This is a genomic window from Pseudomonas sp. 2(2015), assembly GCF_000955865.1.
Classification (GTDB): domain Bacteria; phylum Pseudomonadota; class Gammaproteobacteria; order Pseudomonadales; family Pseudomonadaceae; genus Aquipseudomonas.
Genome location: NZ_JYOF01000006.1, coordinates 63,302 through 88,062 on the forward strand (window position 1 = coordinate 63,302; position 24,761 = coordinate 88,062).

Annotated in this window: 22 protein-coding genes; 7 read left to right on the forward strand and 15 right to left on the reverse strand. The window is 64.0% G+C overall.

Features of this window, described 5'->3' with window-relative positions; translation table 11 throughout:
* Window positions 1-100: 100 nt before the first annotated feature.
* The 3 genes from UB48_RS11310 to UB48_RS11320 are packed head-to-tail and all read right to left on the reverse strand — an operon-like array spanning window position 101 to window position 3,115.
* A complete protein-coding gene (locus UB48_RS11310) occupies window positions 101-817 on the reverse strand; it encodes a cobalt-precorrin-6A reductase (protein WP_045196976.1) in 717 nt (238 codons plus the stop codon).
* A complete protein-coding gene (locus UB48_RS11315) occupies window positions 814-1,911 on the reverse strand; it encodes a cobalt-precorrin-5B (C(1))-methyltransferase (protein WP_045196977.1) in 1,098 nt (365 codons plus the stop codon). Before UB48_RS11315 ends, UB48_RS11310 begins: the two co-directional genes overlap by 4 nt.
* Window positions 1,904-3,115, reverse strand: coding sequence for a bifunctional cobalt-precorrin-7 (C(5))-methyltransferase/cobalt-precorrin-6B (C(15))-methyltransferase (locus tag UB48_RS11320; RefSeq protein WP_045196979.1), 1,212 nt, complete (start codon window positions 3,113-3,115; stop codon window positions 1,904-1,906). Before UB48_RS11320 ends, UB48_RS11315 begins: the two co-directional genes overlap by 8 nt.
* A gap of 116 nt (window positions 3,116-3,231) precedes the next feature.
* Between UB48_RS11320 and cobG the strand changes: the two genes are divergently transcribed.
* The 7 genes from cobG to UB48_RS11355 all read left to right on the forward strand — a co-directional run bounded on the left by cobG (window position 3,232) and on the right by UB48_RS11355 (window position 9,763).
* Window positions 3,232-4,566 (forward strand): precorrin-3B synthase, encoded by a 1,335-nt coding sequence (gene cobG, locus UB48_RS11325; protein ID WP_275559559.1) that lies wholly within the window; start codon window positions 3,232-3,234, stop codon window positions 4,564-4,566.
* Window positions 4,559-5,185 (forward strand): precorrin-8X methylmutase, encoded by a 627-nt coding sequence (locus UB48_RS11330; protein WP_045196981.1) that lies wholly within the window; start codon window positions 4,559-4,561, stop codon window positions 5,183-5,185. The genes cobG and UB48_RS11330 overlap by 8 nt, the downstream gene beginning before the upstream one ends.
* Window positions 5,185-5,916, forward strand: coding sequence for a precorrin-2 C(20)-methyltransferase (locus tag UB48_RS11335; protein ID WP_045196983.1), 732 nt, complete (start codon window positions 5,185-5,187; stop codon window positions 5,914-5,916). The genes UB48_RS11330 and UB48_RS11335 overlap by 1 nt, the downstream gene beginning before the upstream one ends.
* Window positions 5,916-7,616, forward strand: a complete 1,701-nt coding sequence (cobJ, locus tag UB48_RS11340; RefSeq protein WP_045196985.1) for a precorrin-3B C(17)-methyltransferase — start codon at window positions 5,916-5,918, stop codon at window positions 7,614-7,616. Before UB48_RS11335 ends, cobJ begins: the two co-directional genes overlap by 1 nt.
* 103 nt (window positions 7,617-7,719) lie before the next feature.
* Complete coding sequence (locus tag UB48_RS11345; RefSeq protein ID WP_045196987.1) at window positions 7,720-8,409, forward strand: hypothetical protein; 690 nt, start codon at window positions 7,720-7,722, stop codon at window positions 8,407-8,409.
* Between the two features lie 9 nt (window positions 8,410-8,418).
* Complete coding sequence (locus tag UB48_RS11350) at window positions 8,419-9,147, forward strand: hypothetical protein (RefSeq protein ID WP_156160191.1); 729 nt, start codon at window positions 8,419-8,421, stop codon at window positions 9,145-9,147.
* Window positions 9,140-9,763, forward strand: a complete 624-nt coding sequence (locus UB48_RS11355; protein WP_045196991.1) for a hypothetical protein — start codon at window positions 9,140-9,142, stop codon at window positions 9,761-9,763. Before UB48_RS11350 ends, UB48_RS11355 begins: the two co-directional genes overlap by 8 nt.
* Here the strand turns inward: UB48_RS11355 and UB48_RS11360 are convergent.
* The 12 genes from UB48_RS11360 to UB48_RS11415 form a co-directional block, all read right to left on the reverse strand.
* On the reverse strand, window positions 9,760-10,356 hold the full coding sequence (locus UB48_RS11360; protein WP_045196993.1) for a MarC family protein: 597 nt from the start codon (window positions 10,354-10,356) through the stop codon (window positions 9,760-9,762). The two genes, UB48_RS11355 and UB48_RS11360, sit on opposite strands and share 4 nt — an antisense overlap.
* A gap of 45 nt (window positions 10,357-10,401) precedes the next feature.
* Window positions 10,402-13,173 (reverse strand): hybrid sensor histidine kinase/response regulator, encoded by a 2,772-nt coding sequence (locus UB48_RS11365; protein WP_045196995.1) that lies wholly within the window; start codon window positions 13,171-13,173, stop codon window positions 10,402-10,404.
* 135 nt (window positions 13,174-13,308) lie between these two features.
* Window positions 13,309-14,604 (reverse strand): phosphoribosylamine--glycine ligase, encoded by a 1,296-nt coding sequence (purD, locus tag UB48_RS11370; protein WP_045196997.1) that lies wholly within the window; start codon window positions 14,602-14,604, stop codon window positions 13,309-13,311.
* 168 nt (window positions 14,605-14,772) lie between these two features.
* Entirely contained in the window at window positions 14,773-16,380 is a 1,608-nt protein-coding gene (gene purH / locus UB48_RS11375; protein ID WP_045196998.1) for a bifunctional phosphoribosylaminoimidazolecarboxamide formyltransferase/IMP cyclohydrolase, read from the reverse strand.
* Between the two features lie 82 nt (window positions 16,381-16,462).
* Window positions 16,463-16,783, reverse strand: a complete 321-nt coding sequence (gene fis, locus UB48_RS11380) for a DNA-binding transcriptional regulator Fis (RefSeq protein WP_003186237.1) — start codon at window positions 16,781-16,783, stop codon at window positions 16,463-16,465.
* Window positions 16,780-17,793 carry a tRNA dihydrouridine synthase DusB gene (gene dusB, locus UB48_RS11385; RefSeq protein WP_045197001.1) on the reverse strand — a complete coding sequence of 338 codons (1,014 nt, stop codon included), beginning with the start codon at window positions 17,791-17,793 and terminating at the stop codon, window positions 16,780-16,782. Before dusB ends, fis begins: the two co-directional genes overlap by 4 nt.
* Window positions 17,794-18,012: 219 nt before the next feature.
* Window positions 18,013-19,278, reverse strand: a complete 1,266-nt coding sequence (locus tag UB48_RS11390; protein ID WP_045197003.1) for a DUF3426 domain-containing protein — start codon at window positions 19,276-19,278, stop codon at window positions 18,013-18,015.
* 40 nt (window positions 19,279-19,318) lie between these two features.
* Complete coding sequence (gene prmA, locus UB48_RS11395; protein WP_045197005.1) at window positions 19,319-20,197, reverse strand: 50S ribosomal protein L11 methyltransferase; 879 nt, start codon at window positions 20,195-20,197, stop codon at window positions 19,319-19,321.
* A 153-nt stretch (window positions 20,198-20,350) separates the two neighbouring features.
* Window positions 20,351-21,706, reverse strand: a complete 1,356-nt coding sequence (accC, locus tag UB48_RS11400) for an acetyl-CoA carboxylase biotin carboxylase subunit (RefSeq protein WP_045197008.1) — start codon at window positions 21,704-21,706, stop codon at window positions 20,351-20,353.
* A 17-nt stretch (window positions 21,707-21,723) separates the two neighbouring features.
* Window positions 21,724-22,182: an acetyl-CoA carboxylase biotin carboxyl carrier protein gene (accB, locus tag UB48_RS11405; protein WP_045197010.1), complete on the reverse strand. Its 459-nt coding sequence runs from the start codon at window positions 22,180-22,182 to the stop codon at window positions 21,724-21,726.
* A gap of 98 nt (window positions 22,183-22,280) precedes the next feature.
* Window positions 22,281-22,733 carry a type II 3-dehydroquinate dehydratase gene (gene aroQ / locus UB48_RS11410; RefSeq protein ID WP_028945755.1) on the reverse strand — a complete coding sequence of 151 codons (453 nt, stop codon included), beginning with the start codon at window positions 22,731-22,733 and terminating at the stop codon, window positions 22,281-22,283.
* A 171-nt stretch (window positions 22,734-22,904) separates the two neighbouring features.
* Entirely contained in the window at window positions 22,905-24,695 is a 1,791-nt protein-coding gene (locus UB48_RS11415; RefSeq protein ID WP_045197110.1) for a protein-disulfide reductase DsbD, read from the reverse strand.
* Between the last annotated feature and the right edge of the window lie 66 nt (window positions 24,696-24,761).

Consider the following 24,761-nt stretch of genomic DNA (forward strand, 5'->3'; position numbering starts at 1 on the left):
GTAAGGCAGTGGGGTAAAGTTGGGGCAAATCAAGCCAGTAAGAAACTTCCTAAAAGCTTTTTTGTATGGCTATGACCCTCAGGTCTTGATGCAAGCAAATCTATCTCGGCAGTTCAGCCAGCATCTCTGATGGGCTGAAGAACTCCCTGTCAACTTCCGGCAGCATTGGTCGCTTGAGGATTAACACCGGCACTCGCCGTTGCCTGGCGATTTCAAGTTTAGGCTCGGTCGCTCCGCTGCCGCTGTTCTTGCTGATCAGCACATCGATCTGCCGACGCTCGAACAGCGCTCGTTCGTCTTCCAGGTGGAATGGCCCGCGGGCGCCGATCACTTCGCAGCGTGCATTGCCGGGGCAGGCTTCGAGGGCGCGCAAGGTCCAGAATTGATGGGCGGGAATTTCGTGCAGATGCTGCAACGGCTCACGGCCAAGGGTGAACAGCGGGCGCTGGAACGGGCGCAGGGCGTCGATCAGTTCGGCCCAGTCGCTCACCTCGCGCCAGTCATCGCCGGCCTGGGCTTGCCAGGCCGGGCGGCGCAACGCCCAGCACGGCACACCGGTGAGTTGCGCGGCGTGGGCGGCGTTGGCGCTGATGCGGGCGGCATAGGGGTGGGTGGCGTCGATCAGCAGGTCGATGCGTTCTGCGCGCAGGTAAGCGGCCAGGCCCTCGGCGCCGCCAAACCCGCCGACCCGTACCTGACAGTCCAGGTCAGTAGGCACCCGGCCGATCCCGGCCAGGCTGTAGACGTGCTGTGGGCCCAGGGTGCGGGCAATGGCCAGCGCCTCGGTGACGCCGCCGAGCAACAGGATGCGCGTCATGCAAAGCCCCCCGCATGGCCAACGATGCCGCCCTGACGATCAATGGCGAACACTTCCACCTGCACCTGCGCCGGCACCACGCTGCGGGCAAAGGCCAGGGCGTGGGCGCAGACCGCATCACCCAGGGCAATGCCGGCGGCACTGGCGAGGGCCAGGGCCTGCTGGCTGGTGTTGGCCTGGCGAATAGCGTCTTGCAACGCCGGGTCGGCACCGATGGCTGCAGCCCAGTCGGCCAGTTGCGGCAGGTCGATGCTCGAATGGCGGCTGTGCAGGTCCATGTGCCCGGCGGCCAGCTTGCTGATCTTGCCGAAGCCGCCGCACAGGCTGAGTTTATCCACAGGCACCTTGCGCAGGTGCTTGAGCACCGCGCCGACAAAGTCGCCCATTTCGATCAGGGCGATTTCTGGCAGGTTGTAGACCCGGCGCATGGTGTCTTCGCTGGCATTGCCGGTGCAGGCGGCGATGTGCTGGTAGCCGTTGGTCTTGGCCACGTCGATGCCCTGGTGGATCGAGGCGATATAGGCCGAGCAGGAGAACGGCCGGACAATGCCGCTGGTGCCGAGGATCGACAGGCCGCCAAGAATGCCCAGACGCGGGTTCATGGTCTTCAGCGCCAGGCTCTCACCGTCCTGCACGTTTACCGTGACCTCGAAGCCGCCGCTATAGGCGAATTCGGCCGCCAGGCGCAGCAGGTGCTCGGTCATCATCCTGCGTGGTACCGGGTTGATCGCCGGTTCACCCACGCCGAGCACCAGGCCTGGGCGGGTCACCGTGCCGACGCCGTGGCCGGCAACAAAGCGCACACCGGGTTCGGCCTGCAGGCGCACGCGGCTGTAGAGCAGGGCGCCGTGGGTCACGTCCGGGTCATCGCCGGCATCCTTGAGGGTGCCGGCTTCGGCGCCGTCCTCGTGCAGGCGACAAAACTCCAGGCGCATCTGCACCACCTTGCCCTTGGGCAAGGTGATCTGCACCGCATCGTTGCTCTGGCCGCCCAGCAGCAGCCGCGCCGCCGCCAGGCTAGTGGCGGTGGCGCAACTGCCAGTGGTCAGGCCGCTGCGCAGTGGCGCGGGTTGTTCGTGGGTTTCGTCACGCATCGGCAGGCTTGACCGCGTCTAGCAGGGTGATCGGCAGGGCCTGGCGCCAGGTGTCGAACTCGCCCAGGGGTTGGGCCTGGGCGATATGGATGCGGGTCATCTCGCCGCCATGCTGCTCGCGCCAGTTGACCAGCGCCAGTTCACTTTGCAGGGTCACGGCATTGGCCACCAGGCGGCCACCCGGGCGCAGTTGCTGCCAGCAGTGTTGCAGCACGCCTTCGCGGGTCACGCCGCCACCGATGAAGATCGCATCCGGGCGTTCCAGGCCCTGCAGGGCCATCGGCGCACGACCCCGGATCAACTGCAGGCCAGGCACGCCGAGGGCATCGCGGTTGTGTTCGATCAGTTGCTGGCGGCCCTCGTCGGACTCGATCGCCAACGCCCGGCAACTGGGGTGGGCGCGCATCCACTCGATACCGATCGAGCCGCTGCCGGCGCCGACATCCCAGAGCAGTTCGCCCGGCTGCGGGGCCAGGCGCGCCAGGGTGATGGCGCGCACATCGCGCTTGGTCAGCTGGCCGTCGTGCCTGAAGGCGCTGTCTGGCAGACCGGCAAGCGGCGACAGGCGCGGTGCATCGGGCGTGGCCAGGCATTCGATGGCGACCAGGTTCAAGTCGGCAACTTGCGGGTGCGGCCAGTGCGCGGCAGTGCCCTCGAGGCGCCGCTCGGCGCTGCCACCCAGGTGCTCGAAGACCTGCAGGCGGCTCAGCGCGAAACCGCGTTCGCGCAGCAGGGCGGCGATCGCGGCCGGGCTGCTGCCATCGTTGCTCAGCACCAGCAGGCGCACGCCGCTGTACAGGTGGGCGTTGAGCGCAGCGATCGGCCGCGCCACCAGCGAGAGCGTCAGCACCTCCTGCAGTGGCCAACCCAGGCGGGCGGCGGCCAGGGCGCAGGAAGAGGGCATCGGCAATACGTTCATTTCGCTGACATCGAGCTGGCGCGCAAGGCTTGCGCCTACGCCATAGAACATCGGGTCGCCGCTGGCCAGCACGCACACCGGCTCGCCGCGCAGGGCCAGTACCGGCGCCAGGGAAAACGGGCTGGGCCACAGCAGGCGTTCGCCGCTGATGCAGTGCGGCAGCAGGTCCAGCTGGCGCTGGCCGCCAAACACCCGTGAAGCGCCCAGCAGCGCGCGCCGGGCCTGCTTGCCCAGGCCACTGAAGCCGTCTTCACCGATACCTACTATTGTCAGCCAGGGCGACATGGATTTCCTCAATTCAACGCAATCCGACCGGCAGGCTTTTCATGCCTTCGGACAAAGCAGGCATAATACCGCGCCTTCTACACTGACGTGCCTTTTCACGATTGCCGGGTGACCTTTTGAACCAGCCTGTATCGGCCCACCAGCCCCAAGCTTCGCTGCGTCCCTCGGCCTGTCCGGGGTTGTGGCGCATCGTCCAGGCGCTGGACGGCGGCATCTGCCGGATCAAGCTGGCCGGCGGGGCGCTGACGGCGGCTCAGGCCGAGGCCGTGGCCGCTGCGGCCGAGCGTTATGCCGGTGGTGAAATCGAAGTCACCAACCGTGGCAACCTGCAGATTCGCGGCATCGGCGGCGACCACGCCGGGCTGATCGAAGGGCTGCTGGCCGCAGGCCTGGGCCCGCGCGAGGCCGCCGGCGACGATGTGCGCAACCTGATGCTCAGCCCCGTCGCCGGCCTTGATCGGCAGATGCTGTTCGATACCCGGCCTTTGGCGCAGCAGGTGCTGCAGTCGCTGGAAACCACCCCGCGTTTTCATCAGCTCTCGGCCAAGTTCGCCGTGCAGCTGGATGGCGGCGAGGCCCTGGCGATGCTTGAGCACCCCCATGACCTGTGGCTCAGCCCGCTGAAGCTTGACGACGAATTGTGGCTGGCATTCGGCCTTGCCGGTTGCCCGGGCGCGGATGCGCCGTTGGGTGCTGTACCCCTGACGCGCGGGCACGAACTGGTACTGGCGGTACTCAAGCGCTTTCTCGATCTGGCCCGGCCAGAGCAGACGCGGATGCGCCAGTTGCTCAGCGAACATACGCCCGAGGCGTTTATCGCCGGGCTGGTTTTGCCGGTGCGGGCGGATGCGGCGGTTTGCCAGTGGCGTCGCTCGCCGGTAACGGCGGGCTATCTGGGGATTTATCCACAGCTGCAACACGGCCTGAGCGCCGTCGGTTCGGCAGCGCCCCTGGGGCGTCTGAACCCTTCGATGCTGCGCGCTGCGGCCCGGCTGGCACGGGAGCAGGGCGACGGCACCTTGCGCATGACCCCTTGGCAGGGCGTGCTGCTGCCCAACATTGGCCAACATCATGCCGGGCAGGTGGTCGACGGCCTGGCCCGATTGGGGCTGCTGGTCTCGACCCATGATCGACTGGCGCGCCTGGTCGCCTGCACCGGTTGCGCCGGCTGCGCCAAAGGCCAGGCCGAAACCAAGGGCGATGCGCGCCTGCTGGCCACCATGCTGGCGCCCGGAGCACCGGCCAGCGTGCACTTGAGCGGCTGCCTGCGCTCGTGCGCCATGGCCCACGTGGCGCCCGCCACCTTGCTGGCGCAAAGCCCCGGCCACTACGACTTGTACCTGCGTGACGCAACCGAGCCTGGCTTCGGCCGCCTGCGCGCACGCAACCTCACACTAAAAGAAGCCGGCGCACTGCTAGACGCCTGCTCACGGAGCACCCTTGATGATTGATTACATCCGCGATGGTCAGGAGATCTATCGCAATTCCTTCGCGATCATTCGAGAGGAAGCCCGGCTCGATCGCATCCCGGCCGATCTGGAAAAGCTTGCGGTCCGCGTGATTCACGCCTGCGGCATGGTCGATGCAATCGATGGCCTGCAGTTCTCCACGGGTGCCGGCAAGGCCGGGCGTGATGCCCTGGCCGCCGGCGCGCCGATCCTCTGCGATGCGCGGATGGTGTCCGAGGGTATTACCCGTGCACGCCTGCCAGCCAACAACCCGGTGATCTGCACCCTGCGCGACGAGCAGGTGCCGGAACTTGCCCGAGAATTGGGCAACACCCGCTCGGCGGTGGCCCTGGAGCTGTGGCGGCCGCACCTGGAAGGTAGCGTGGTAGTTATCGGCAACGCGCCGACCGCGCTGTTCTACCTGCTGGAAATGCTCGACGCTGGCGCGCCTAAACCGGCGTTGATTCTCGGCTTCCCGGTGGGCTTTGTTGGCGCCGCCGAGTCCAAGGCGATGCTCGCTGCCGACAGCCGCGGCGTGCCGTTCGTGATCATGCAAGGGCGCCTGGGCGGCAGCGCCATGGCCGCCGCGGCGGTCAATGCCCTGGCCACGGAGGTCGAATGATGCAGGCTCGTGGACGTTTGCTGGGCCTGGGCGTCGGTCCGGGCGATCCGGAACTGATCACCGTCAAGGCGTTGCGTTTGCTGCGCGAATCGCCGGTGGTGGCCTACTTTGTCGCCAAGGGCAAGCGCGGCAACGCCTTCGGCATCATCGAAAGCCATCTGCAGGAGGCCCAGACCTTGCTGGCGCTGGTATACCCGGTGACCACCGAAGTGCTGCCGGCGCCGTTGTCTTATGAACAGGTCATCAGTGACTTCTACGATGCCGCCAGCCTCGAGGTTGCCGCGCACCTGGATGCCGGCCGCGATGTGGCGGTGATCTGCGAAGGCGATCCGTTCTTCTACGGCTCCTACATGTACCTGCATGACCGCCTCGCCGAGCGCTACGAAGCCCAGGTGATCCCGGGCGTCTGCTCGATGCTCGGCGGCGCCTCGGTGCTCGGTGCGCCGCTGGTGTATCGCAACCAGAGCCTGTCGGTGCTCTCCGGCGTGCTGCCCCACGACGAACTCAAGCGCCGTCTGGCCGATGCCGATGCCGCGGTGATCATGAAGCTCGGGCGCAACTTCCCCAAGGTTCGCGATGTGCTGGCCGAGCTCGGCCTGGCCGAGCGTGCCCTGTATGTGGAGCGGGCAACCATGGCCAATCAGAAGATCGTCGCCCTGGACCAGGTCGACCCGCAGTCCTCACCGTACTTCTCGCTGATCATCGTGCCCGGTGAAAGGTGGCAAGGTTGATGACCCGTAAAGCCCCGGCCATTGTCATCCTTGGCAACGGCAGCCTGGCCACTGCCCGCAAGATCCAGCAGCTGTACCCGGACGCATTGATCCATGGCCTTGAGGGCCGGGTCGAAGGCGCCGACCGCAGTTACCAGGAATTCGGCGCCACCGTGCGCCAGCTCTATCAGCAAGACACGCCGATCATCGCCCTGTGCGCTGCCGGTATCGTCATTCGCACCCTGGCCGGCCTGTTGCTGGAGAAGGGCGCCGAGCCGCCGGTGCTGGCGGTGGCCGAGGATGGCAGCGCCGTGGTGCCGCTGCTCGGCGGGCTCGGCGGGGTCAATCTCATGGCCCGGGAAATCGGCGTCGGCCTGGGCGTGGCGGCGGCGATCACCACCAGTGGCGAGCTGCGTTTCGGTACCTGCCTGCTCAACCCGCCCAGCGGTTATGCCCTGGCCGACCTTGAGCTGGGCAAGCGTTTCGTCTCCGACCTGCTGGCCGGCGAAAGCGTGCGTATCGACGGCGCTGCGCCTTGGCTTGAACAGGCGCAGCTGCCGCAAAGCGAGCAGGCGCAACTGGCGATTCATGTTGGTTGTGATGCCCGTGCAGCCTCGGCCAATGAGCTGGTGATCTACCCGCGCTGTGTGCTGGTGGCAGTCAGCGAGGTGCTGCCGGAGTTGGCCCAGGCCATTCGCACTGCTCTGCAGGCAGCACGGATTGCCGAGCCGGCGCTGGCTTGCCTGCTGGCCGCAGAGCCGCACATGGCCAACCCGGCCCTGCACGCGGCTGCTGCCGAGCTGGGTGTGGCCCTGCGCTTTGCCCCAGGCGCTGGTGATGCCAGCGCCCTGGCTGCTCAGGCACTGCCGCAATTGCTGCCACCGCAGTCGGTGAGCGATGGCCTGGCCATCGTGGTCTCGAACCAGCCGATCGACCCGCAGCAGATCGGCCGCGCCCGCGGGCGCCTGGCGGTGATCGGCCTCGGGCCTGGCGCTGCCGACCTGATGGTGCCGGCGGTCAAGGCGGAGCTGGCGCGAGCCAACGACGTACTCGGCTATGAAACCTATGTGCGCATGGCCGGGCCGTTCCGTGCCGATCAGGTGCTACATTGCACCGACAACCGCGAAGAGATGCAGCGTGCCCGGCATGCCTTCGAGCTGGCGGCGCAAGGGCGTTCGGTAGTGGTGGTGTCTTCGGGCGACCCTGGTGTGTTCGCCATGGCCGCGGCGGTGCTCGAAGCGCTGCACGAGTCGAACGATCCGGATTGGCACGCAGTGGAGCTGGAAATGCTGCCCGGCGTTTCCGCTTCCCTGGCAACTGCAGCGCAGGCCGGCGCTCCCTTGGGCCACGACTTCTGCGTGCTGTCGCTGTCGGACAACCTCAAGCCCTGGTCGATCATCGAGAAGCGCCTGGACCTGGCCTGCCAGGCCGACCTGGCGCTGGCCTTCTACAACCCGATCTCGCGCTCGCGGCCGTGGCAGCTCGGGCGGGCCCTGGAAATTGTCCGCCAGCATCGAGCCGAGCTGACTCCTGTAGTCCTCGGCCGCGACATCGGTAGGCCGGGTCAGACACTGAGGGTGGTCAGTCTCGGTGAGCTGCAAACGGACATGGTCGATATGCGCACCATGGTGCTGGTCGGATCCTCGACGACCTGCGAGTTTGCCCGCGCAGACGGTGGTCAGTGGGTCTATACCCCGCGTTGGTATCCACCGCAGCATTGACGCTGCCGTGGAAGGCTTTCGATCCTGATTGAAGCGGCCGTCTCGAATAGCGTGAAGCCCCCCGTCGATGGCGACCGGGGCTTCATGAAAAGGACTATTCGAGATGAACGACACCACCGAAATTCTGAGCACCAATACCGCTGCAGTTCTGGAACAATCGCTGATGGCGTTTGGTGCCGGCATGTCCGTGCAAAGCCGCACCGACGTGAAAAACTCTTACCAGTTCGCATCGCTGGTGGCCAGTAAGCTGTATGACCAGGAAGGCCAGGGTGAAGCCTGGTTCAAGCAGTTTCTTAAAGTTCTGCAGGACTGCGGCTGGGTCACCGCACGTCGTAGCTATGAGCGCGAATTTACTTCCTCCAAGACGTTGACTGTCGGTGCCGTCGCCTCCAAGGCGCTGGGCGCGATGGGCACTGCGGTGATGGGCGGCCCCGTCGGTGTGGCGCTTAACAAGCTGACTGGCGATGCGCTGGCGAAGCTGGGGCAGGTCGAGCAGGCGCAGAAGCTGTTTGATCGCAACGTCAAAAACAAAAAAACCGCCACCATCAGTCTGGCCTCCTGTATCGAAACCTCTGAGGGTGAAGTGGTCCTGGCCATGAGCTGCCTACATTCGGACACGTCTGCCAAGGACCTGGATGTCTTCGTTCTGGAATGGACCAGCAGTTCCGCAGAGTTCTACACCGGCGCTGCGGCGCTGTCGTTCAACAAGTCAGTGTATGAGCGCGTACGCGCCACCATTGAAGAGAAACTCGGCGAGCGCAGCATCAATAACGTACTGGACTACGAGATCTGATTGTTCGGGATGGCTCGTCAGGCGGGCCATCCTGCCTTTGCAGGAGCAAAGATCATGGAAACGGATGACTATTCGGTATGCACGGCTGGCGGAACCTTGCTGTTGATTGCCCCGCAAGTGGCGCCTGCCCAGCGCCAGGCGGTGCTCGACTCGCTGCTGTATTCGCAGTTGCGGGCCAACAAGCTGGCCGGGTCGCGCTTCGAGCACTATCAAGCCTGGTTTGGAAGTTACCGAAAGGAACTTTCGGCGCGGGGGTGGATCATCACCCAGTTCTACCACGATACGCAGTCTGCAAGCGCCGGCTCGTTGCTGGCGCCCATTCAGCCGTTGCGCCTGTGGCTGGACAGCCAGTACGAGACCGCGGACGGCATCATTGAAGCGGCTTTGGGCACGCTCAAAGGCACGCAGAGCAGCCTGGATGAGTTTCGCGGCTTCACTTTCGAAGGTCGCGAGTGTGGCACGCGTATTGCCCTTGAGATTGGCCTGGTTCATCCGGGGCCTGTCATCAGCCTGTGCAGCATCGCCTTGCATGCGTCGGAGCCGGTAGAGCAGGTCAGTATCGAGGGGCCGTTGCTTGCCAAGGGGTTTCAGGGTGAGGTGTTGGTCAAAGGGCTGGTGGCGCATCTGGATGGTCAGCAGTACGAGCCGCAGCGTGTTCAGTTGCGAGCGTTGATCGAGCGTAAGCAACAAGAGCATCCTTCGTTGACCAGGAATCTGCCAGGAGGCATCCATGAGTGAACAACAGGTAGCCGTAGTGGGCGCAAGCCTGATGTCGTTCATGCCCGGCCTGTCGCCGGGGCAGCGCAGCTCGGTACAGCTGGCAATACTGCAGGCCGAGCAGGAAACGCGCTTTGTCCACGAGCAGGGCCAGGTTCAGGACTGGTTCAGCTATTACAAGAACAAACTGAAGTTCTACGGCTGGGACGCGGTGCCGCCTAGCGAGGTCCATTGGCCGGGCAACGAGCGCTCGGATGTTGTCGATAGCGCGCTAAAGGCTATCTCGGCCGTCGCCGGCAGCCAGTATGCAAGTTCGACGGAATTGGCCATGCGGGGGCTCAAGCAGGACGCCAGGGCCTTGGTACAGTTTGAGCGGCGTACGCGTGAGCAGGGCGTGTTTCAGTTGTTGCCGTGTGCGCCGGGCCAAAATGGCTCGGTGGATATGGTGCTGTATTACGAAGAGCTTGAGCAGTCGCAAATCACCGCCGGCTTTCTGTTTCGTAAACGCCGGCACCAGCAGGTCAGGGCCGAGCTGGTGCGCTTTAACACCCGTCTGTTTGATCAGCAGTTCAGAAGCAGGGTAGAGCGCAGCCTGCAAGCTATTGCCTGGCGCGAAATCCTTGATCTTGAGTTCTAGGGCACCAGGTAACCCTTGATCCCGGTAAAGATGATCTGCGCCGCCAGGGCGCAGACAAACAAACCCATCAAGCGGCTGACAATCTGCAACCCCTGGTCGCCGAGAATCCGCTCGATACGGTTCGACAGGTACAACACCAGGCCGACGGTGAAGCTGGCCATGGCAATACTGATGATGGCCAGCAGCTTGTCGTCCCAGTGCGGCTGGCCAATCCCCATTACCAGCAGTGCACCGATGGTGCCAGGGCCGACGGTCAGGGGGATGGTCAGCGGCACGATGGTTACATCCTGCTGCACGTTGTCGGTCTGCACCGCCGACTTGCCCTGGGCCATGCCCAGCGCGGAAATGAACAGCACGCTGCCGGCACCGATGCGAAATGCATCCACGGTGATGCCGAATATGCCGAAGATCACCCTGCCGAACAGGTATAGCAATACGCTGGCGATCAGCACGGCGATTGCCACGCGCCAGGCCAGTTGCTTGCGCTCCTTGCTGGAGTAGCCGCGGGTCAGGCTGATAAAGCACGAGAGCACGAAGAACGGGCTGTAGAGCACGAGCATTTTCAGGTAGACGCTGAACAACTCATGGAGCATGGTCGAGGCTCGCGGCAAGGGTGATGTGGAGCAAGTGTATGCGAATTACGGGGTTGGAATCTGACTTGATTCGGCTTCGCGATGCGCCACCCAATGCTCGATCAGCTCGCGCAACTGCGACAGTTCCACCGGCTTGGACATATGCCCGTCCATGCCGGCCAGGCGTGCGCGTTCCTTGTGCTCGGCGAGGATGTGCGCGGTCAGGGCCACCACCGGTGTGCGCCGGCGCTGGTTGCTGACTTCCCAGATGCGCAGTTGCTGGGTGGCCGAGAAGCCATCGAGCACTGGCATTTCGCAGTCCATCAACACCAGGTCGTAATGGTTGGCCTTCATCGCCTGCAGGGCTTCCTCGCCATTGCTGGCGGTGTCCGGCTCCAGGCTCAGCTTGCCGAGCATGCCACGGATCACCTTGGTCGATATGTTGTTGTCCTCGGCCACCAGGATGCGGAAATCGCTGGGCAGGTTCAGTGGCGCCGACAGCCCGGTCTGCACCGGGATACTCGGCTGGCCCTTGCTGCGCTGGGACAGCTCTTCGGCCAGGGTGGTCTTGAGGGTGTAGCCGGCCACCGGCTTGGCAAGGATGCGCTTGACCCCGGCATTGCGGGCGATGACCTTGCTTGGCGCGTTACTGATACCGGTGAGCATCACCAGCAGGATGTCGTGGTTCAGGCTCGGGTCTTCCTTGATCTTCGCCGCCAGTTGCATGCCGGTCATGCCCGGCATGTTCTGATCGAGCAGCACCGCATCGAAGTAATCGCGCAGGTGCGCCTTGGTGCGCAACAGGGCCAGGGCTTCCTTGCCCGACGGCACGGCGCTGACGTTCATGCCCCAGGCGCTGCACTGCTGGACCAGGACCTTGCGGCAGGTGTCGTTGTCGTCCACCACCAGCACCCGGGCGCCGCGCAGCGGGCCGTCGAGGTCGGTGGGTGGCTGTTCGAGGCGGTGCGGGTCGAGCGGCAGGGTCATCCACAGGGTGTTGCCCATGTTGTGGCTGGTCTTGATGCCGAACTCGCCCTGCATCAGAGTGATCAGTTGCTTGGCGATCACCAGCCCCAGGTGGCCGCCGAGCTTGTTGCTGGAGAGGAAGTGCTTGCTGTGCAGCTCTGCCTGCAGCAGCGCTTCGCGCTCGCCCGGCGGGATCGGTTCGCCGCTGTCCTGCACGGCAATGCGCAGGCGCGGGCTGTCGCCGCGCTGGTCGAGGGCGACCACCAGCAGGATCTCGCCCTGGTCGGTTTTCTTCAGGGCGTTTTCCAAAAGGCTCAGCAAGGCCTGGCGCAGACGCGTCGGGTCGCCACTGATGACCCGCGGTACCTGCGGCTGGGTGAAGCTGATCAGTTCGATGTTTTGCTGCTCGGCCTTGGCCCGGAAGATACTCAGGCAATCCTCGATCAGGGCATTGAGGTCGAACTGCACGTCATCCAGCTCGATCTGCCCGGATTCGAGCTTGGAGATGTCGAGAATCTCGTTGATCAGGGTCAGCAGCTCGTTGCCGGCGCTGTGGATGGTCTGCACGTAGTCGCGTTGCTTGACCGACAGCGGGGTGCCGAGCAGCAGCTCGGTCATGCCCAGCACGCCGTTCATGGGCGTGCGGATCTCGTGACTGATCTTGGCCAGGAACTCGGCCTTGGCGTTGATCTCGGCGTTGCTGGCGGCCAGTTCGCGGCTGGCGCTGAAGCGCTCTTCGCTGATGCGCCGCAAGCGCTCGCTGACGGCCAGGTTGAGCAGCAGGCCGCTGAAACTGGTGAGTCCGAGGAGAATGAACAGCAGCCATTGGGTCGGCGTGCGGGTCAGGCCGAGCAGGGCCGGCAACACCACCAGGCAACCGATGTTGAACGCCAGCATGGCCAGGGCGAACAGCCGCGCCGGGGCATACCCCTTGTACCAGTGGTAGCTGGCCACCAGCAGCATGCTCAGGCTACCGACGGCCATCAGCGCATAGGTCATCAGGTTCAGCGGCAAGGTATCGACGAACAACAGCAACAGGCCGCACAGCGCGATCAGCAGCATCTCGCCCTGCAGCAGGCGGCTCAGGCGCGGTTGCTCGCAAGGCGTGAAGAAGCGCAGGGTAAAGGTCAGGCCGGCCAGCGATGCCAGCAGGGCAGTAAGGTAGGCCGCCGGTGTTTGTGCCGAATGCCAGAGGCTCCACCAGGGGCCGCTGAGGTTGAGCAGAATCAGTGCGCTGAGCAGCATCAGCGCGTGGTAGACCGCCAGGGCCAGGCTGGTACTGGAGCGTGAGTAAGCGAAGCGGATCAGGTTGTGCAGCATCAGCATCAGCAGGCAGCCGAACAACAGGCCGAAGAACAGCGGCTGGCGCTGGTCGGCGGCGGCCTGGGCGGCAGGCTCGAGGCTGATGGCCGGACGCAGCTGGTGTTCCGACACCAGGCGCAGGTACACATCCAGCGGTTGCGTGCTGTTGGGCAGGGCCAGGACATGGTCGCTGCTGCGCAGGTAAGGGTCGCCGCTGTCGCTCTGGCGACCGTTGTGGATCTGCTTGATCAGCCGGTCGCCTTGCAGGGCGTAGAGGTCCAGCCGTGACAGGTCGGGGGCGAACACCCGCAGCAGTTTTTCCTGCTGTCCAGGTTCCAGCCGATAGTGCAGCCACAACGCCTGGTCGGGCGTGGCAGCGTTGAGTTCGTTGAGTTCGAGGGGGCTGAACTGGTTGCGGTAGCGTTCGGAACGTACATCGCTCAATTGCAGGCTGGCCTGGTCGTCAAGCAATACCGCCCAACCACTGCCCTGTTCGGCCACGGCCGGGAACAGGCAGAGCAGGGTCAGCAAGCTGACAGTGAGACCAATGGCAATCCTGAGCCAACGCAAGACGAAATCCTTTCTTAGCCAAATGCCGGATGGTAACTATGCGCGGCGCGCCAAGCCGAAGGCAAGGCCCATGGCGGGCCCTGTCGACGAGCCGGGGGCAGGGCGCTCGTCGCGCCGCTGCCACCAGGCACCGGTTTACTCCTGGTGTTCACCGCGTTCGCGGGCAATGGCACGGTAGCCGATGTCCTTGCGGTAGAAGCTGCCATCCCAGTTGATCTCGGCTGCCAGGCGGTAGGCTTGTTGCTGGGCCGACTCGACGCTGCTGCCCATGGCGGTGGCGCACAGTACGCGGCCGCCAGTGGCAACTACCTGGCCGTCCTTGAGCGCGGTACCGGCGTGGAACACCTTGCCTTCAATCTGCGCTGCAGCGTCCAGGCCGTGGATGACCGCGCCTTTGCTGTAGTCGCCAGGGTAGCCGCCAGCAGCCAGCACCACGCCCAGGCTCGGACGCGGATCCCACTGCGCTTCGACCTTGTCCAGGGCCTTGGCGAAAGCGGCTTCGATCAGCAGCACCAGGCTCGACTCCAGGCGCAGCATGACCGGCTGGGTTTCCGGGTCGCCGAAGCGGCAGTTGAACTCGATGACTTTCGGGTTACCGGCTTTATCGATCATCAGGCCGGCATAGAGGAAGCCGGTGTAGACGTTGCCTTCCTCGGCCATGCCGCGCACGGTCGGCCAGATCACCTGGTCCATGACGCGCTGGTGCACGTCGGCGGTGACCACTGGCGCTGGCGAGTAGGCGCCCATGCCGCCGGTGTTGGGGCCGGTGTCGCCGTCGCCGACGCGCTTGTGGTCCTGGCTGGTAGCCATTGGCAGCACGTTGTGGCCGTCGACCATGACGATGAAGCTGGCTTCCTCGCCGTCGAGGAACTCTTCGATCACCACGCGCGAACCTGCGTCACCAAAGGCGTTGCCGGCGAGCATGTCGCGCACGGCGTCTTCGGCCTCGCCCAGGGTCATGGCGACGATCACGCCTTTACCGGCGGCCAGGCCGTCGGCCTTGATCACGATCGGTGCGCCTTTTTCCCGCAGGTAGGCCAGGGCCGGCTCGATCTCGGTGAAGTTCTGGTAGTCGGCAGTCGGGATCTTGTGGCGCGCCAGGAAGTCCTTGGTGAAGGCCTTGGAACCTTCCAGCTGGGCCGCGCCCTTGGTTGGACCAAAGCAGTCCAGGCCGCGGCTGCGGAACAGGTCGACGACACCGGCAACCAACGGGCCCTCAGGGCCGACGATGGTCAGGGCGACATTTTTTTCGGCGAAATCGGCCAGTTGCTCCAAAGCGCTGACGTCGATGTCGACGTTCTCGCACTTGGCTTCAGTGGCGGTGCCAGCGTTGCCCGGGGCAACGAAGACTTTTTCGACCCGTGGGTCCTGAGCGACTTTCCAGGCCAGGGCGTGTTCACGACCGCCGCTACCGATAATCAGAATATTCATGAAGGCTCCTTCGGAGAAGCTGCAAGCTGCAAGCTACAAGAAAAAGCAGCCAGTGCTGCCTTTTGCATAGCTTGCAACTCTGAAATTTAAGGGGCTGCAACTGCAAGAGGATGCGACGCGATGCGCTTTTTCTTGCAGCTTGCAGCTTGGAGCTTGTCGCTGCTTCACTCAGTGACGGAAGTGACGCATGCCGGTGAAGACCATGGCAATGCCAGCTTCGTCAGCGGCGGCGATGACTTCGGCATCGCGCATCGAGCCACCTGGCTGGATCACCGCGGTGATGCCGACCTTGGCAGCGTTGTCGATGCCATCACGGAACGGGAAGAACGCGTCCGATGCCATGACCGCGCCCTGCACCTGCAGGCCGGCGTGCTCGGCCTTGATCGCAGCGATACGGGCGGAGTTGACGCGGCTCATCTGGCCGGCGCCGACACCAATGGTCTGGCGGTTCTTGGCGTAGACGATGGCGTTGGACTTGACGTACTTGGCCACTTTCCAGGCGAAGATCAGGTCGTGGATTTCTTGCTCGCTCGGCGCACGCTTGGTGACCACTTTCAGGTCGCCCTCGGTGATCATGCCGATGTCGCGGCTTTGTACCAGCAGGCCGCCGGTGACGCGCTTGAAGTCCCAGGCAGCGGCACGTTCTGCCGACCACTCGCCGCAGGCCAGCAGGCGCACGTTGGCCTTGGCCGCCACCACGGCGCGGGCTTCGTCGCTGACGCTCGGGGCGATGATCACTTCGACGAACTGGCGCTCGACGATGGCTTTGGCGGTTTCGGCGTCCAGTTCGCGGTTGAAGGCGATGATGCCGCCGAACGCCGATTCGGTATCGGTGGCGTACGCCAGCTCGTAAGCCTGGCGGATACCGCCTTCAGCGTCGGGGCTGACCGCCACGCCGCACGGGTTGGCGTGCTTGACGATGACGCAGGCCGGCTTGACGAAGCTCTTCACGCATTCCAGCGCGGCGTCGGTATCGGCCACGTTGTTGTACGACAGCTCCTTGCCCTGCAACTGCACCGCGGTGGCGATGCCGGCTTCGGCAGGCTTGGCCTCGACATAGAACGCCGCGCTCTGGTGCGGGTTCTCGCCGTAGCGCATTTCCTGGGCCTTGGTGAACTGGCTGTTGAAGGTCCGCGGGAATTCGCTGCGACCTTCGGTGCTGAGGGTTTCAGCGGCCTGGTTCACGGTGCCCATGTAGTTGGCGATCATGCCGTCGTAGGCTGCAGTGTGCTCGAATGCCTTGAGCATCAGGTCGAAGCGCTGGGCGTAGGTCAGGCCACCGGCCTTGAGGCTTTCCAGGACCTGGCCGTAGTCGCTGGCGTTGACCACGATGGCGACGTCCTTGTGGTTCTTGGCCGCCGAGCGGACCATGGTCGGGCCGCCGATGTCGATGTTCTCGATGGCGGTGGGCAGGTCACAGCCCGGCTTGGAGATGGTGGCTTCGAACGGGTAGAGGTTGACCGCGACCAGATCGATCGGCTTGATCCCGTGCTCGGCCATGATGGCGTCGTCGGTACCGCGACGGCCGAGGATGCCGCCGTGGATTTTCGGGTGCAGGGTCTTGACCCGGCCGTCCATCATTTCGGCGAAGCCGGTGTAATCGGCAACTTCCACCGCGGCAACGCCATTGTCCTGGAGCAACTTGAAGGTGCCGCCGGTGGACAGGATCTCGACGCCGAGCTGTTGCAGCTCACGGGCGAATTCAAGGATCCCGGTCTTGTCGGAGACGCTGATCAAGGCGCGGCGGATCGGCAGGCGGGTAGTCTGGTCGGTCATTTCAGATTCCATAACGCGGTGGAGTCAGCAAAAAAGGCGACCTCATCGAATGGGAGCCGCCTTTTCTGGTTTGGATGCTTGCTTACAACAAATCGTACTGCTTGAGTTTCTTGCGCAAGGTGCCGCGGTTGAGCCCGAGCAGCTCGCTGGCCTTGGTCTGGTTGCCCTTGACGTAGTTCATTACGCTTTCGAGCAACGGCGCTTCGACTTCCGAGAGCACCAGGTTGTACACGTCCGTGACGGCCGCGCCCTCCAGATGGGCGAAATAGTTGTGCAGCGCCTTTTCCACACTGCCGCGAAGGGTCTGACCCTCTTCGCTCGGCGTATTCAGGTGCTGTTTCAGGTTGACGTTGTCGCTCACGGGCGTTGTTCCACTCACTAAAGTCTCGGTCATCATCGTCATGCGGCCACCCCTTGTCCGTCCTCTGTCTCAAGGCTCTGTTCACGCTCGCTGAAGAAGCCGCGAACGTTGGCGCACTGCGCTTGCGTGTCTTCCAAACGGTTGAACTGGGCGCGAAACTCCTTGGCGCCCGGTAGCGTTGCCAGGTACCAACCAACGTGCTTGCGGGCGATACGTACGCCCATCACATCGCCATAGAAGGCGTGCAACGCGGTCAGGTGCTCCAGCAGAATTCGTTCCACTTCGTCCAGCTGCGGTGCCGGCAGTTTTTCGCCGGTACGCAGGTAATGCTCGATCTCGCGAAAGATCCATGGCCGCCCTTGGGCAGCCCGGCCAATCAGCAGACCGTCGGCACCGGTGGCATCCAGCACCGCCCGGGCTTTTTCTGGCGAAGTGATATCGCCATTGGCAAAAACCGGGATCGACACCGCCTGCTTGATCGCCGCGATGGTGTCGTATTCGGCTTCACCGGTGTAGAGGTCGGCGCGTGTGCGTCCATGTACCGCCAGTGCCTGGATCCCGGCCTGCTCGGCGATCCTCGCCACAGTCAGGCCGTTCTTGTTGGCCCTGTCCCAGCCAGTGCGGATCTTCAGCGTGACCGGCACGTCCACGGCGGCAACCACCGCGTGGAGGATTTCGCTGACCAGGGCTTCATCTTTCAATAAAGCAGAGCCTGCGGCCTTGTTGCAGACTTTTTTTGCCGGGCAGCCCATGTTGATGTCGATAATCTGCGCGCCGGCCTCGACGTTGGCCCGGGCCGCCGCTGCGAGCATCTGCGCGTCACCGCCGGCGATCTGTACCGAGCGCGGCTCGGGATCACCTTCGTGAATCATGCGCAGGCGCGACTTGCGGCTGTTCCACAGGCTCATGTCGCTGCTGACCATCTCAGACACCACCAGGCCTGCACCCATTCGTCGGCACAACTGACGAAAGGGCTGGTCCGTGACCCCGGCCATGGGCGCGAGGATCAGGGCGTTCTGCAGTGTGTATGGGCCGATGCGTACCGCCGACATAGGAGTTCCCTGTTGTGGGGGCCGATCTTAGAGTTCGAAAAAGGGTTGGCATGATACCCGCTCTCGGTGACCGGATAAAGATCGATTTGGATAAAATCTGAACAGTTGGCTTTGAGCTTCAAGCTGCAAGCTTCAAGCTTCAAGCCACAAGAAAAAGCAGACCCGTACGCTGATCCGTTTTCACTTGCGGCTTGAAGCTTGCGGCTTGCCGCTCGCCGACTATTCCGGCGACCGAAACGACAGGCTGTAGTTGACCGCCTTGGGGCCCGGATCGAGGATGTCCAGGGCGATGTGGATCGGCGTCTGGCTGGGCATTTCGCCCTTGCCGGCCAGTTCACCGCTGAGGTACTCGGTGGGCTTGAAGCGGCGGCTGGCGATCAACTGGCCATTGAGATCGGCAAAGCGCAGCTCCAACAGCGGGAACGGCTGGGCGAAGGGCGCCCGGTTGTAGATGATCGCATCGACGATCAAGGCGCCGTTGAAGTCCGGGTGGCTGCGCACCACCAGGTTACTGCTCTTGATCCGGGCGATATCGACCCGCGACGGCACCTGGCAACCGACGGTCGGACAGACCGCCTGGAACCACGGGCGGTAGCGGTCCTGGCGGGCCAGTTCGTCGAACTGGTACCAGATGTATTGGCCGGCCAGGGCCGCAGCGGCCAGCAAAATCAACAGGATCCACAGCAGGCGCCGGGCCCAGTTGACCTTGGGCTTCTGCCAGTCGAGCTGGATCGGATCGTCGACCAGGTCGAGCAGCGGCTCCTTGCGCGCCGGGCGGTTGCTGACCGGGCCCAGGCCCGGTTCGCGGCGCTCGTCGAGCTCGGGTTCGGGGCTGTCCAGAGGGTCCTCAGGCTCGCGCGCCGACAGACGCTCGCCGGGCAGTTCGTCATCATCGGCGCGTAGCGCAGCGGCAGGTGCCAGCGGGGCGTCGAGGTCGTCATCGATGGCATCCAGCGACAGCGACGGCTCGGTACGCTCGCCGGGTGCCGGCGCGAGGTCCAGGGCTTCCTGCTCGATCAGCGGCGGTTGCGGCGCGTCGAGCTCGGCACTGAGTTGCTCGCGCTCGGCGGCCGGGCTGCTGAACAGGCTGTCGGGCCAGTGCTGGTCATCTTGCTCGGGGCTGTCGCGGTGTGCGCTGAGGCTCTCTTCGCGTGGTGCGGCGGCCTTGAACTCGGTGGTCGGCTGGATTTCGCGCTGTTCCAGGCGCGCCAGCTCTTGATCGAGGTCGAGCTGGTCGAGGTCCAGCTCGGCGGCGCTCCACTCGTGCTGGCTCGGTGCTTTTGCGGGCTCCGCCACTGGCTCGACCGGCACCGGCGCTGCAGGCGGGTTCTGCGCCGCGCTTTGCTCCAGCAGTTGCCGGGCGGCGTTGAACACTTGCAGGCAGGCGCCGCAACGCACCATGCCGCGGGCCACGCTCAACTGATTGTGGCTGACGCGAAAGCTGGTCTGGCAATGCGGGCACTGGGTGACGAAACTGTCGGTCATGCGGCGGTCCGGGTTATGCAGAAGGTTATTCTAGGCGCACTTAGCGGCGGCGACCACTGATGCGTACCCAGCCATCGCGTACGGCGATCGGGTCGAGGTCGAAGTCCTTGGCGTAGGCCGCGGCAACTTCATCACCCTGCTCGGCGAGAATCCCCGACAGCGCCAGCAGGCCACCCGGACGTACCAGCCCGGACAGTTGCGGGGCCAGCGAGACCAGCGGGCCGGCGAGGATGTTGGCGACCAGTACGTCGGCCTGCATGGCCGGCATGTGCTCGGGCAGGTACAGGGCGAATTTCTCGTCGGCGATGCCATTGCGTCCGGCGTTGTCGCGCGAGGCTTCCAGGGCCTGCACGTCGATGTCGGTACCGACCGCTTGACGGGCACCGAGCAGCAGCGCGGCGATGGCGAGGATGCCCGAGCCGCAACCGAAGTCGAGCACCTGGGTGTCTTTCAGCGCCTGGCCATCGAGCCATTCCAGGCACAGCGCGGTGGTCGGGTGGGTGCCGGTGCCAAAGGCCAGGCCCGGGTCGAGCAGCAGGTTGACCGCCTCGGGCTCGGGCGCCGCGTGCCAGCTTGGCACGATCCACAGGCGCTGGCCGAAACGCATCGGCTGGAAGTTGTCCATCCAGCTGCGTTCCCAATCCTGGTCTTCGATGACTTCGGCCTGGTGCTCCGGCAGTTCGGCGCCGGTCAGCAACTGCAGGTGGGCGAACACCGCACTGGCGTCGGTATCGGCTTCGAACAGTGCCAGCAGGTGGGTATGCGACCACAGCGGGGTGGTGTTGAGGTCGGGTTCGAAGATCGGCTGATCTTCGGCATCCATGAAGGTGACCGAAACGGCGCCTACTTCGAGCAGGGCATCTTCATAGGTTTCGGCTTGTTCCGGGCTGATGGCCAGACGTACTTGCAGCCAAGGCATGGCGGGCACCTTTGGAAAAATCTACAGGGGCAGCCCGAGGCTGCGAGAAGCCCGCCAGTTTACTTGAGTGCGAGGGGTTTGTGGGAACCCTGTGGGAGCCCCAAAAAAAGACCCCGGTCACGGGACCGGGGTCTTTTTTACATCACTGGCGAATCACTCCTGGCTAGCCAGTTTGTGTTCCAGGTAGTGAATGTTGACGCCGCCTTTGCAGAAACCTTCATCACGCACCAGGTCGCGGTGCAGCGGGATGTTGGTCTTGATGCCGTCGACGACGATCTCGTCCAGGGCATTGCGCATGCGTGCCATGGCTTCGTCGCGGTCCTTGCCGTAGGTGATCAGCTTGCCGATCAGCGAGTCGTAGTTCGGTGGAACTGCGTAACCGCTGTACAGGTGCGAATCGACGCGAACGCCGTTGCCACCCGGGGCGTGGAAATGCTTGACCGTGCCTGGGCTCGGGATGAACTTCTTCGGGTCTTCGGCGTTGATCCGGCACTCCAGCGAGTGACCGCGAATCACCACGTCATCCTGGGTGAACGACAGCTTGTTGCCAGCGGCGATGCTGAGCATCTCCTTGACGATGTCGATACCGGTGACCATCTCCGAAACCGGGTGCTCCACCTGAACACGGGTGTTCATTTCGATGAAGTAGAAACGACCGTTCTCGTAGAGGAACTCGAAGGTGCCGGCGCCACGGTAGCCGATCTCGATGCAGGCATCGACACAGCGCTTGTAGACTTCCTGGCGGGCTTTTTCATCGATGCCCGGTGCCGGCGCTTCTTCCAGTACCTTCTGGTGGCGGCGCTGCAGCGAGCAGTCGCGGTCACCCAGGTGCACGGCGTTACCCTGGCCGTCGGACAGGACCTGGACTTCCACGTGACGTGGGTTGGTCAGGAACTTCTCGAGGTAGACCATCGGGTTGCCGAAGGCTGCGCCAGCTTCGGTGCGGGTCAGCTTGGCCGAGGCGATCAGGTCCTCTTCCTTGTGCACCACGCGCATGCCGCGACCACCACCGCCACCGGCGGCCTTGATGATCACCGGGTAGCCGACTTCACGGCCGATGCGCAGGGCTTCTTCTTCGTCTTCCGGCAGCGGGCCGTCGGAACCTGGCACGGTTGGAACGCCAGTCTTGATCATCGCGTCCTTGGCCGAAACCTTGTCGCCCATCAGGCGAATGGTGTCGGCTTTGGGGCCAATGAAGGCAAAACCGGAGTTCTCGACCTGCTCGGCGAAATCGGCGTTTTCCGCGAGGAAACCGTAGCCTGGGTGAATGGCGGTAGCGCCGGTCACTTCAGCCGCGGCGATGATGGCCGGAATGTGCAGGTAGGACTGGCTGGCCGAAGCAGGACCGATGCAGACCGACTCGTCTGCCAGGCCCAGGTGCATCAGTTCGCGGTCAGCCGTGGAGTGTACGGCGACGGTCTTGATGCCCAGCTCTTTGCAGGCACGCAGGATCCGCAGGGCAATTTCCCCGCGGTTGGCAATCAGGACTTTTTCCAGCTTCGCAGACATCGTTGGCTCTCCGCGGTTCAAACGATGGTGAACAGCGGCTGGTCGAACTCAACCGGCTGACCGTCTTCTACCAGGATGGATTCGATCACACCGCTGGTTTCAGCTTCGATGTGGTTCATCATCTTCATGGCTTCGACGATGCACAGGGTGTCGCCTTTCTTCACGGTCTGGCCGACTTCAACGAAGGCAGGCGAGGCAGGCGAGGCTTTGCGGTAGAAGGTACCGACCATTGGCGAACGGGCAACGGTGCCGTTCAGTTTTGGTGCGCCAGCTTCGGCTGGAGCGGCGGCAGCGGCCGGGGCGGCGGCTGGTGCGGCAACAGGAGCGGCGACTGGAGCCGGAGCGTAGTACTGCTGGGCTGGAGTCTTGCTGTGGCGGCTGATCCGTACGGATTCCTCGCCTTCCTTGATCTCCAGCTCGTCGATGCCAGATTCTTCCAGCAGTTCGATCAGTTTCTTGACTTTACGGATATCCATTAATCATCAACTCCCAAGGTTCGGTCAGGGGCGTAAATATAAAAACGTGTTAGCAAACGTTTCTTGTGAGCCCCGGCCCATAGGCCAGGTTCTCGTCATCAGGGCTTTGCGTTAGCAGCCAGGTGTTCCAGGGCAGACTCCAGGGCCAGGCGATAACCGCTGGCACCCAGGCCGCAAATCACTCCTACGGCGACATCAGAGAAGTAGGAGTGATGGCGAAAAGGTTCGCGTTTGTGCACGTTGGACAGATGCACTTCGATGAATGGGATGCTCACCGCCAGCAACGCGTCACGTAATGCGACACTTGTATGTGTGAAAGCCGCCGGATTGATCAGGATGAAGTCCACACCTTCGCTGCGCGCGGCATGAATGCGGTCGATCAATTCGTACTCGGCGTTGCTTTGCAGGTATTGCAGATGATGGCCGGCGGCGCGGGCGCGCTGCTCCAGGTCCTGGTTGATCTGGGCCAGGGTCACGGCGCCATAGACGCCCGGTTCGCGGGTGCCGAGCAGGTTCAGGTTGGGGCCGTGCAGCACCAGTAGCGTTGCCATCTGTGGTTCCTTTTTATCGTTAGGAAACTTTGCGCGGCGACTATGCCGTAAACCGGCGGGCACTGTCCAGTTACCAGCAATAGCCAGCACGATGACCGATATTCACGCTAAATATGTGACTAATTTATTAATTTCGGTCATCGAAAGCGGCTTTTTAGCGGCCCGAAGAAGTTATAGACCCAGATCGGCGCGAATGCGCGTCAGATGCTCGGCAAATTCGCCGGCGTTTATCTCGCCAACCACACGATCGGCGGTGATTTCGCTGCCGTTCGCGGCAAAGAACAACAGCGCTGGCGGGCCGAACAGCTGGTAGCGGTCGAGCAGGGCGCGCTGTTCAGCGTTGCTTTCTGTGATATCGAAGCGCAGCAACTGGTAGTCCTGCAGTTGTGCTAGCACTGCGGGTGCATTGAGCACCTCGTGCTCGATCACCTTGCAACTGATGCACCAGTCGGCGTACCAGTCCAGCAGCACCGGCTGGCCGGCGGCCTTGGCGGCGGCCAGGGCGCTGTCCAGCGCTGCCGGGGTGGTGAGGGTCTGCCAGGCGCTGGCGCTGCTGGCCTGGGCGCTTGCACCAGTACTGGCGTTACTGGCTTGAGGCAGCGGGCGCAGCGGGTCGGTCTGCCCGCTCAAGGCGCCGTACCAGCAGGCCAACCCATAGAACAGCAGGGCCAGGCCGAGCAGCTGCGCCAGGCGCTGCCGGGTGGTTTTCACCGTGAACTCCAGGGCGCCAAGGAACACCGCGGTACCGGCGGCCAGCAGGCCGACCAGCAGCAGCGTGACCTGCCCCGGCAGCACGCGGCTGAGCAGGCCGATGGCCAGGCCCAGCAACAGCACGCCGATGGCGTTTTTCACCGTTACCAGCCATGGCCCGCTTTTCGGCAGCCAGGCCGCACCGCCGGTAGCGATCAGCAGCAGTGGCGCGCCCATGCCCAGGCCCAGGGCGAACAGCTTCAATGCACCCCCCAGGGCATCGCCGCTGGCGCTGATATACAGCAGGGCGCCGGCCAGTGGCGCCGACACGCACGGCGATACCAGCAGGCTGGAGAACACCCCGAGGATCGCCGCACCCATCAGCGATCCGCCCTTGGTCTGGCCGACCAGACGTTCCAGGCGACTACTGATGGCATGCGGCAATTTGAGCTCGAACAGGCCGAACATGGCCAGGGCAAACAGCACGAAGAACAGCGCAAACGGCACCAGCACCCAGGCCGACTGCAAGCGTGCCTGCAGGTTGAGGCCGGCACCGAACAGGCCCATCAGCGCGCCGAGCAGGGCAAAGCAGGCAGCCATCGGCAGCACATAGGCCAGCGACAGGGCAAAACCGCGCACGCCGCCGACCTGGCCGCGCAACACCACGCCAGAGAGGATCGGCAGCATCGGCAGCACACACGGGGTGAAGGTCAGGCCGACGCCGGCGAGGAAGAACAGCAGCAGGCCTTGCCAGTCCCAGCCGGCCTTGGCGACCGTGGTGGTAGCTGGCGGCGCACTGCTGGTGATGCCATCGATGCTCAGGCGTGCGGTTTCCGGCGGGTAGCACAGGCCCTTGTCGGCGCAGCCCTGGTAGCCCACCAGCAAGGTGAAGGGGCGTTGTTCGTTGGCCGGGCGGGGGATTTCGATGTCGAGGATGCCGTGATAGACCTCGACGTCACCGAAGAACTCATCGTGCTTGGCTTCACCCGGGGGGATCTGCGCCGTGCCCAGGGCTATGTCGGCAGGCTCGCTGCGAAACTGGAAGCGGTGGCGGTACAGGTAGTAACCGTCGGCGGCGACGAAGCGCAGTTTCAGGCTTTGCCCTTGATCCTCGACCAGGCTCAGCTTGAAGGCTTCGTGCACTGGCAGAAAGTCGCTGCTGTTGTTCAGTGACGCGGCGCCCAGGGTGGCGCTGGGGCGATTGTCGAGCAGGCCGGCGCCGACGGCGGGCAAGGCCAGGAGCAGAAACAGGAGGCAAAGCAGGCGGCGCATGGCGGTCTCGCAGTACAAAAGTGCCTGCATGATAACGGACTTTGCAGCCCTGTTGCCTTCATCGCG

What these genes read in the sequence shown, in the direction of transcription:
- UB48_RS11310 (WP_045196976.1), bottom strand. Translation starts at nt 817, where the DNA reads ATGACGCGCATCCTGTTGCTCGGCGGCGTCACCGAGGCGCTGGCCATT.
- UB48_RS11315 (WP_045196977.1), bottom strand. Translation starts at nt 1,911, where the DNA reads ATGCGTGACGAAACCCACGAACAACCCGCGCCACTGCGCAGCGGCCTG.
- UB48_RS11320 (WP_045196979.1), bottom strand. Translation starts at nt 3,115, where the DNA reads ATGTCGCCCTGGCTGACAATAGTAGGTATCGGTGAAGACGGCTTCAGT.
- UB48_RS11330 (WP_045196981.1), top strand. Translation starts at nt 4,559, where the DNA reads ATGATTGATTACATCCGCGATGGTCAGGAGATCTATCGCAATTCCTTC.
- UB48_RS11335 (WP_045196983.1), top strand. Translation starts at nt 5,185, where the DNA reads ATGCAGGCTCGTGGACGTTTGCTGGGCCTGGGCGTCGGTCCGGGCGAT.
- cobJ (WP_045196985.1), top strand. Translation starts at nt 5,916, where the DNA reads ATGACCCGTAAAGCCCCGGCCATTGTCATCCTTGGCAACGGCAGCCTG.
- UB48_RS11345 (WP_045196987.1), top strand. Translation starts at nt 7,720, where the DNA reads ATGAACGACACCACCGAAATTCTGAGCACCAATACCGCTGCAGTTCTG.
- UB48_RS11350 (WP_156160191.1), top strand. Translation starts at nt 8,419, where the DNA reads ATGGCTCGTCAGGCGGGCCATCCTGCCTTTGCAGGAGCAAAGATCATG.
- UB48_RS11355 (WP_045196991.1), top strand. Translation starts at nt 9,140, where the DNA reads ATGAGTGAACAACAGGTAGCCGTAGTGGGCGCAAGCCTGATGTCGTTC.
- UB48_RS11360 (WP_045196993.1), bottom strand. Translation starts at nt 10,356, where the DNA reads ATGCTCCATGAGTTGTTCAGCGTCTACCTGAAAATGCTCGTGCTCTAC.
- purD (WP_045196997.1), bottom strand. Translation starts at nt 14,604, where the DNA reads ATGAATATTCTGATTATCGGTAGCGGCGGTCGTGAACACGCCCTGGCC.
- purH (WP_045196998.1), bottom strand. Translation starts at nt 16,380, where the DNA reads ATGACCGACCAGACTACCCGCCTGCCGATCCGCCGCGCCTTGATCAGC.
- fis (WP_003186237.1), bottom strand. Translation starts at nt 16,783, where the DNA reads ATGACGATGATGACCGAGACTTTAGTGAGTGGAACAACGCCCGTGAGC.
- dusB (WP_045197001.1), bottom strand. Translation starts at nt 17,793, where the DNA reads ATGTCGGCGGTACGCATCGGCCCATACACACTGCAGAACGCCCTGATC.
- UB48_RS11390 (WP_045197003.1), bottom strand. Translation starts at nt 19,278, where the DNA reads ATGACCGACAGTTTCGTCACCCAGTGCCCGCATTGCCAGACCAGCTTT.
- prmA (WP_045197005.1), bottom strand. Translation starts at nt 20,197, where the DNA reads ATGCCTTGGCTGCAAGTACGTCTGGCCATCAGCCCGGAACAAGCCGAA.
- accC (WP_045197008.1), bottom strand. Translation starts at nt 21,706, where the DNA reads ATGTCTGCGAAGCTGGAAAAAGTCCTGATTGCCAACCGCGGGGAAATT.
- accB (WP_045197010.1), bottom strand. Translation starts at nt 22,182, where the DNA reads ATGGATATCCGTAAAGTCAAGAAACTGATCGAACTGCTGGAAGAATCT.
- aroQ (WP_028945755.1), bottom strand. Translation starts at nt 22,733, where the DNA reads ATGGCAACGCTACTGGTGCTGCACGGCCCCAACCTGAACCTGCTCGGC.
- UB48_RS11415 (WP_045197110.1), bottom strand. Translation starts at nt 24,695, where the DNA reads ATGCGCCGCCTGCTTTGCCTCCTGTTTCTGCTCCTGGCCTTGCCCGCC.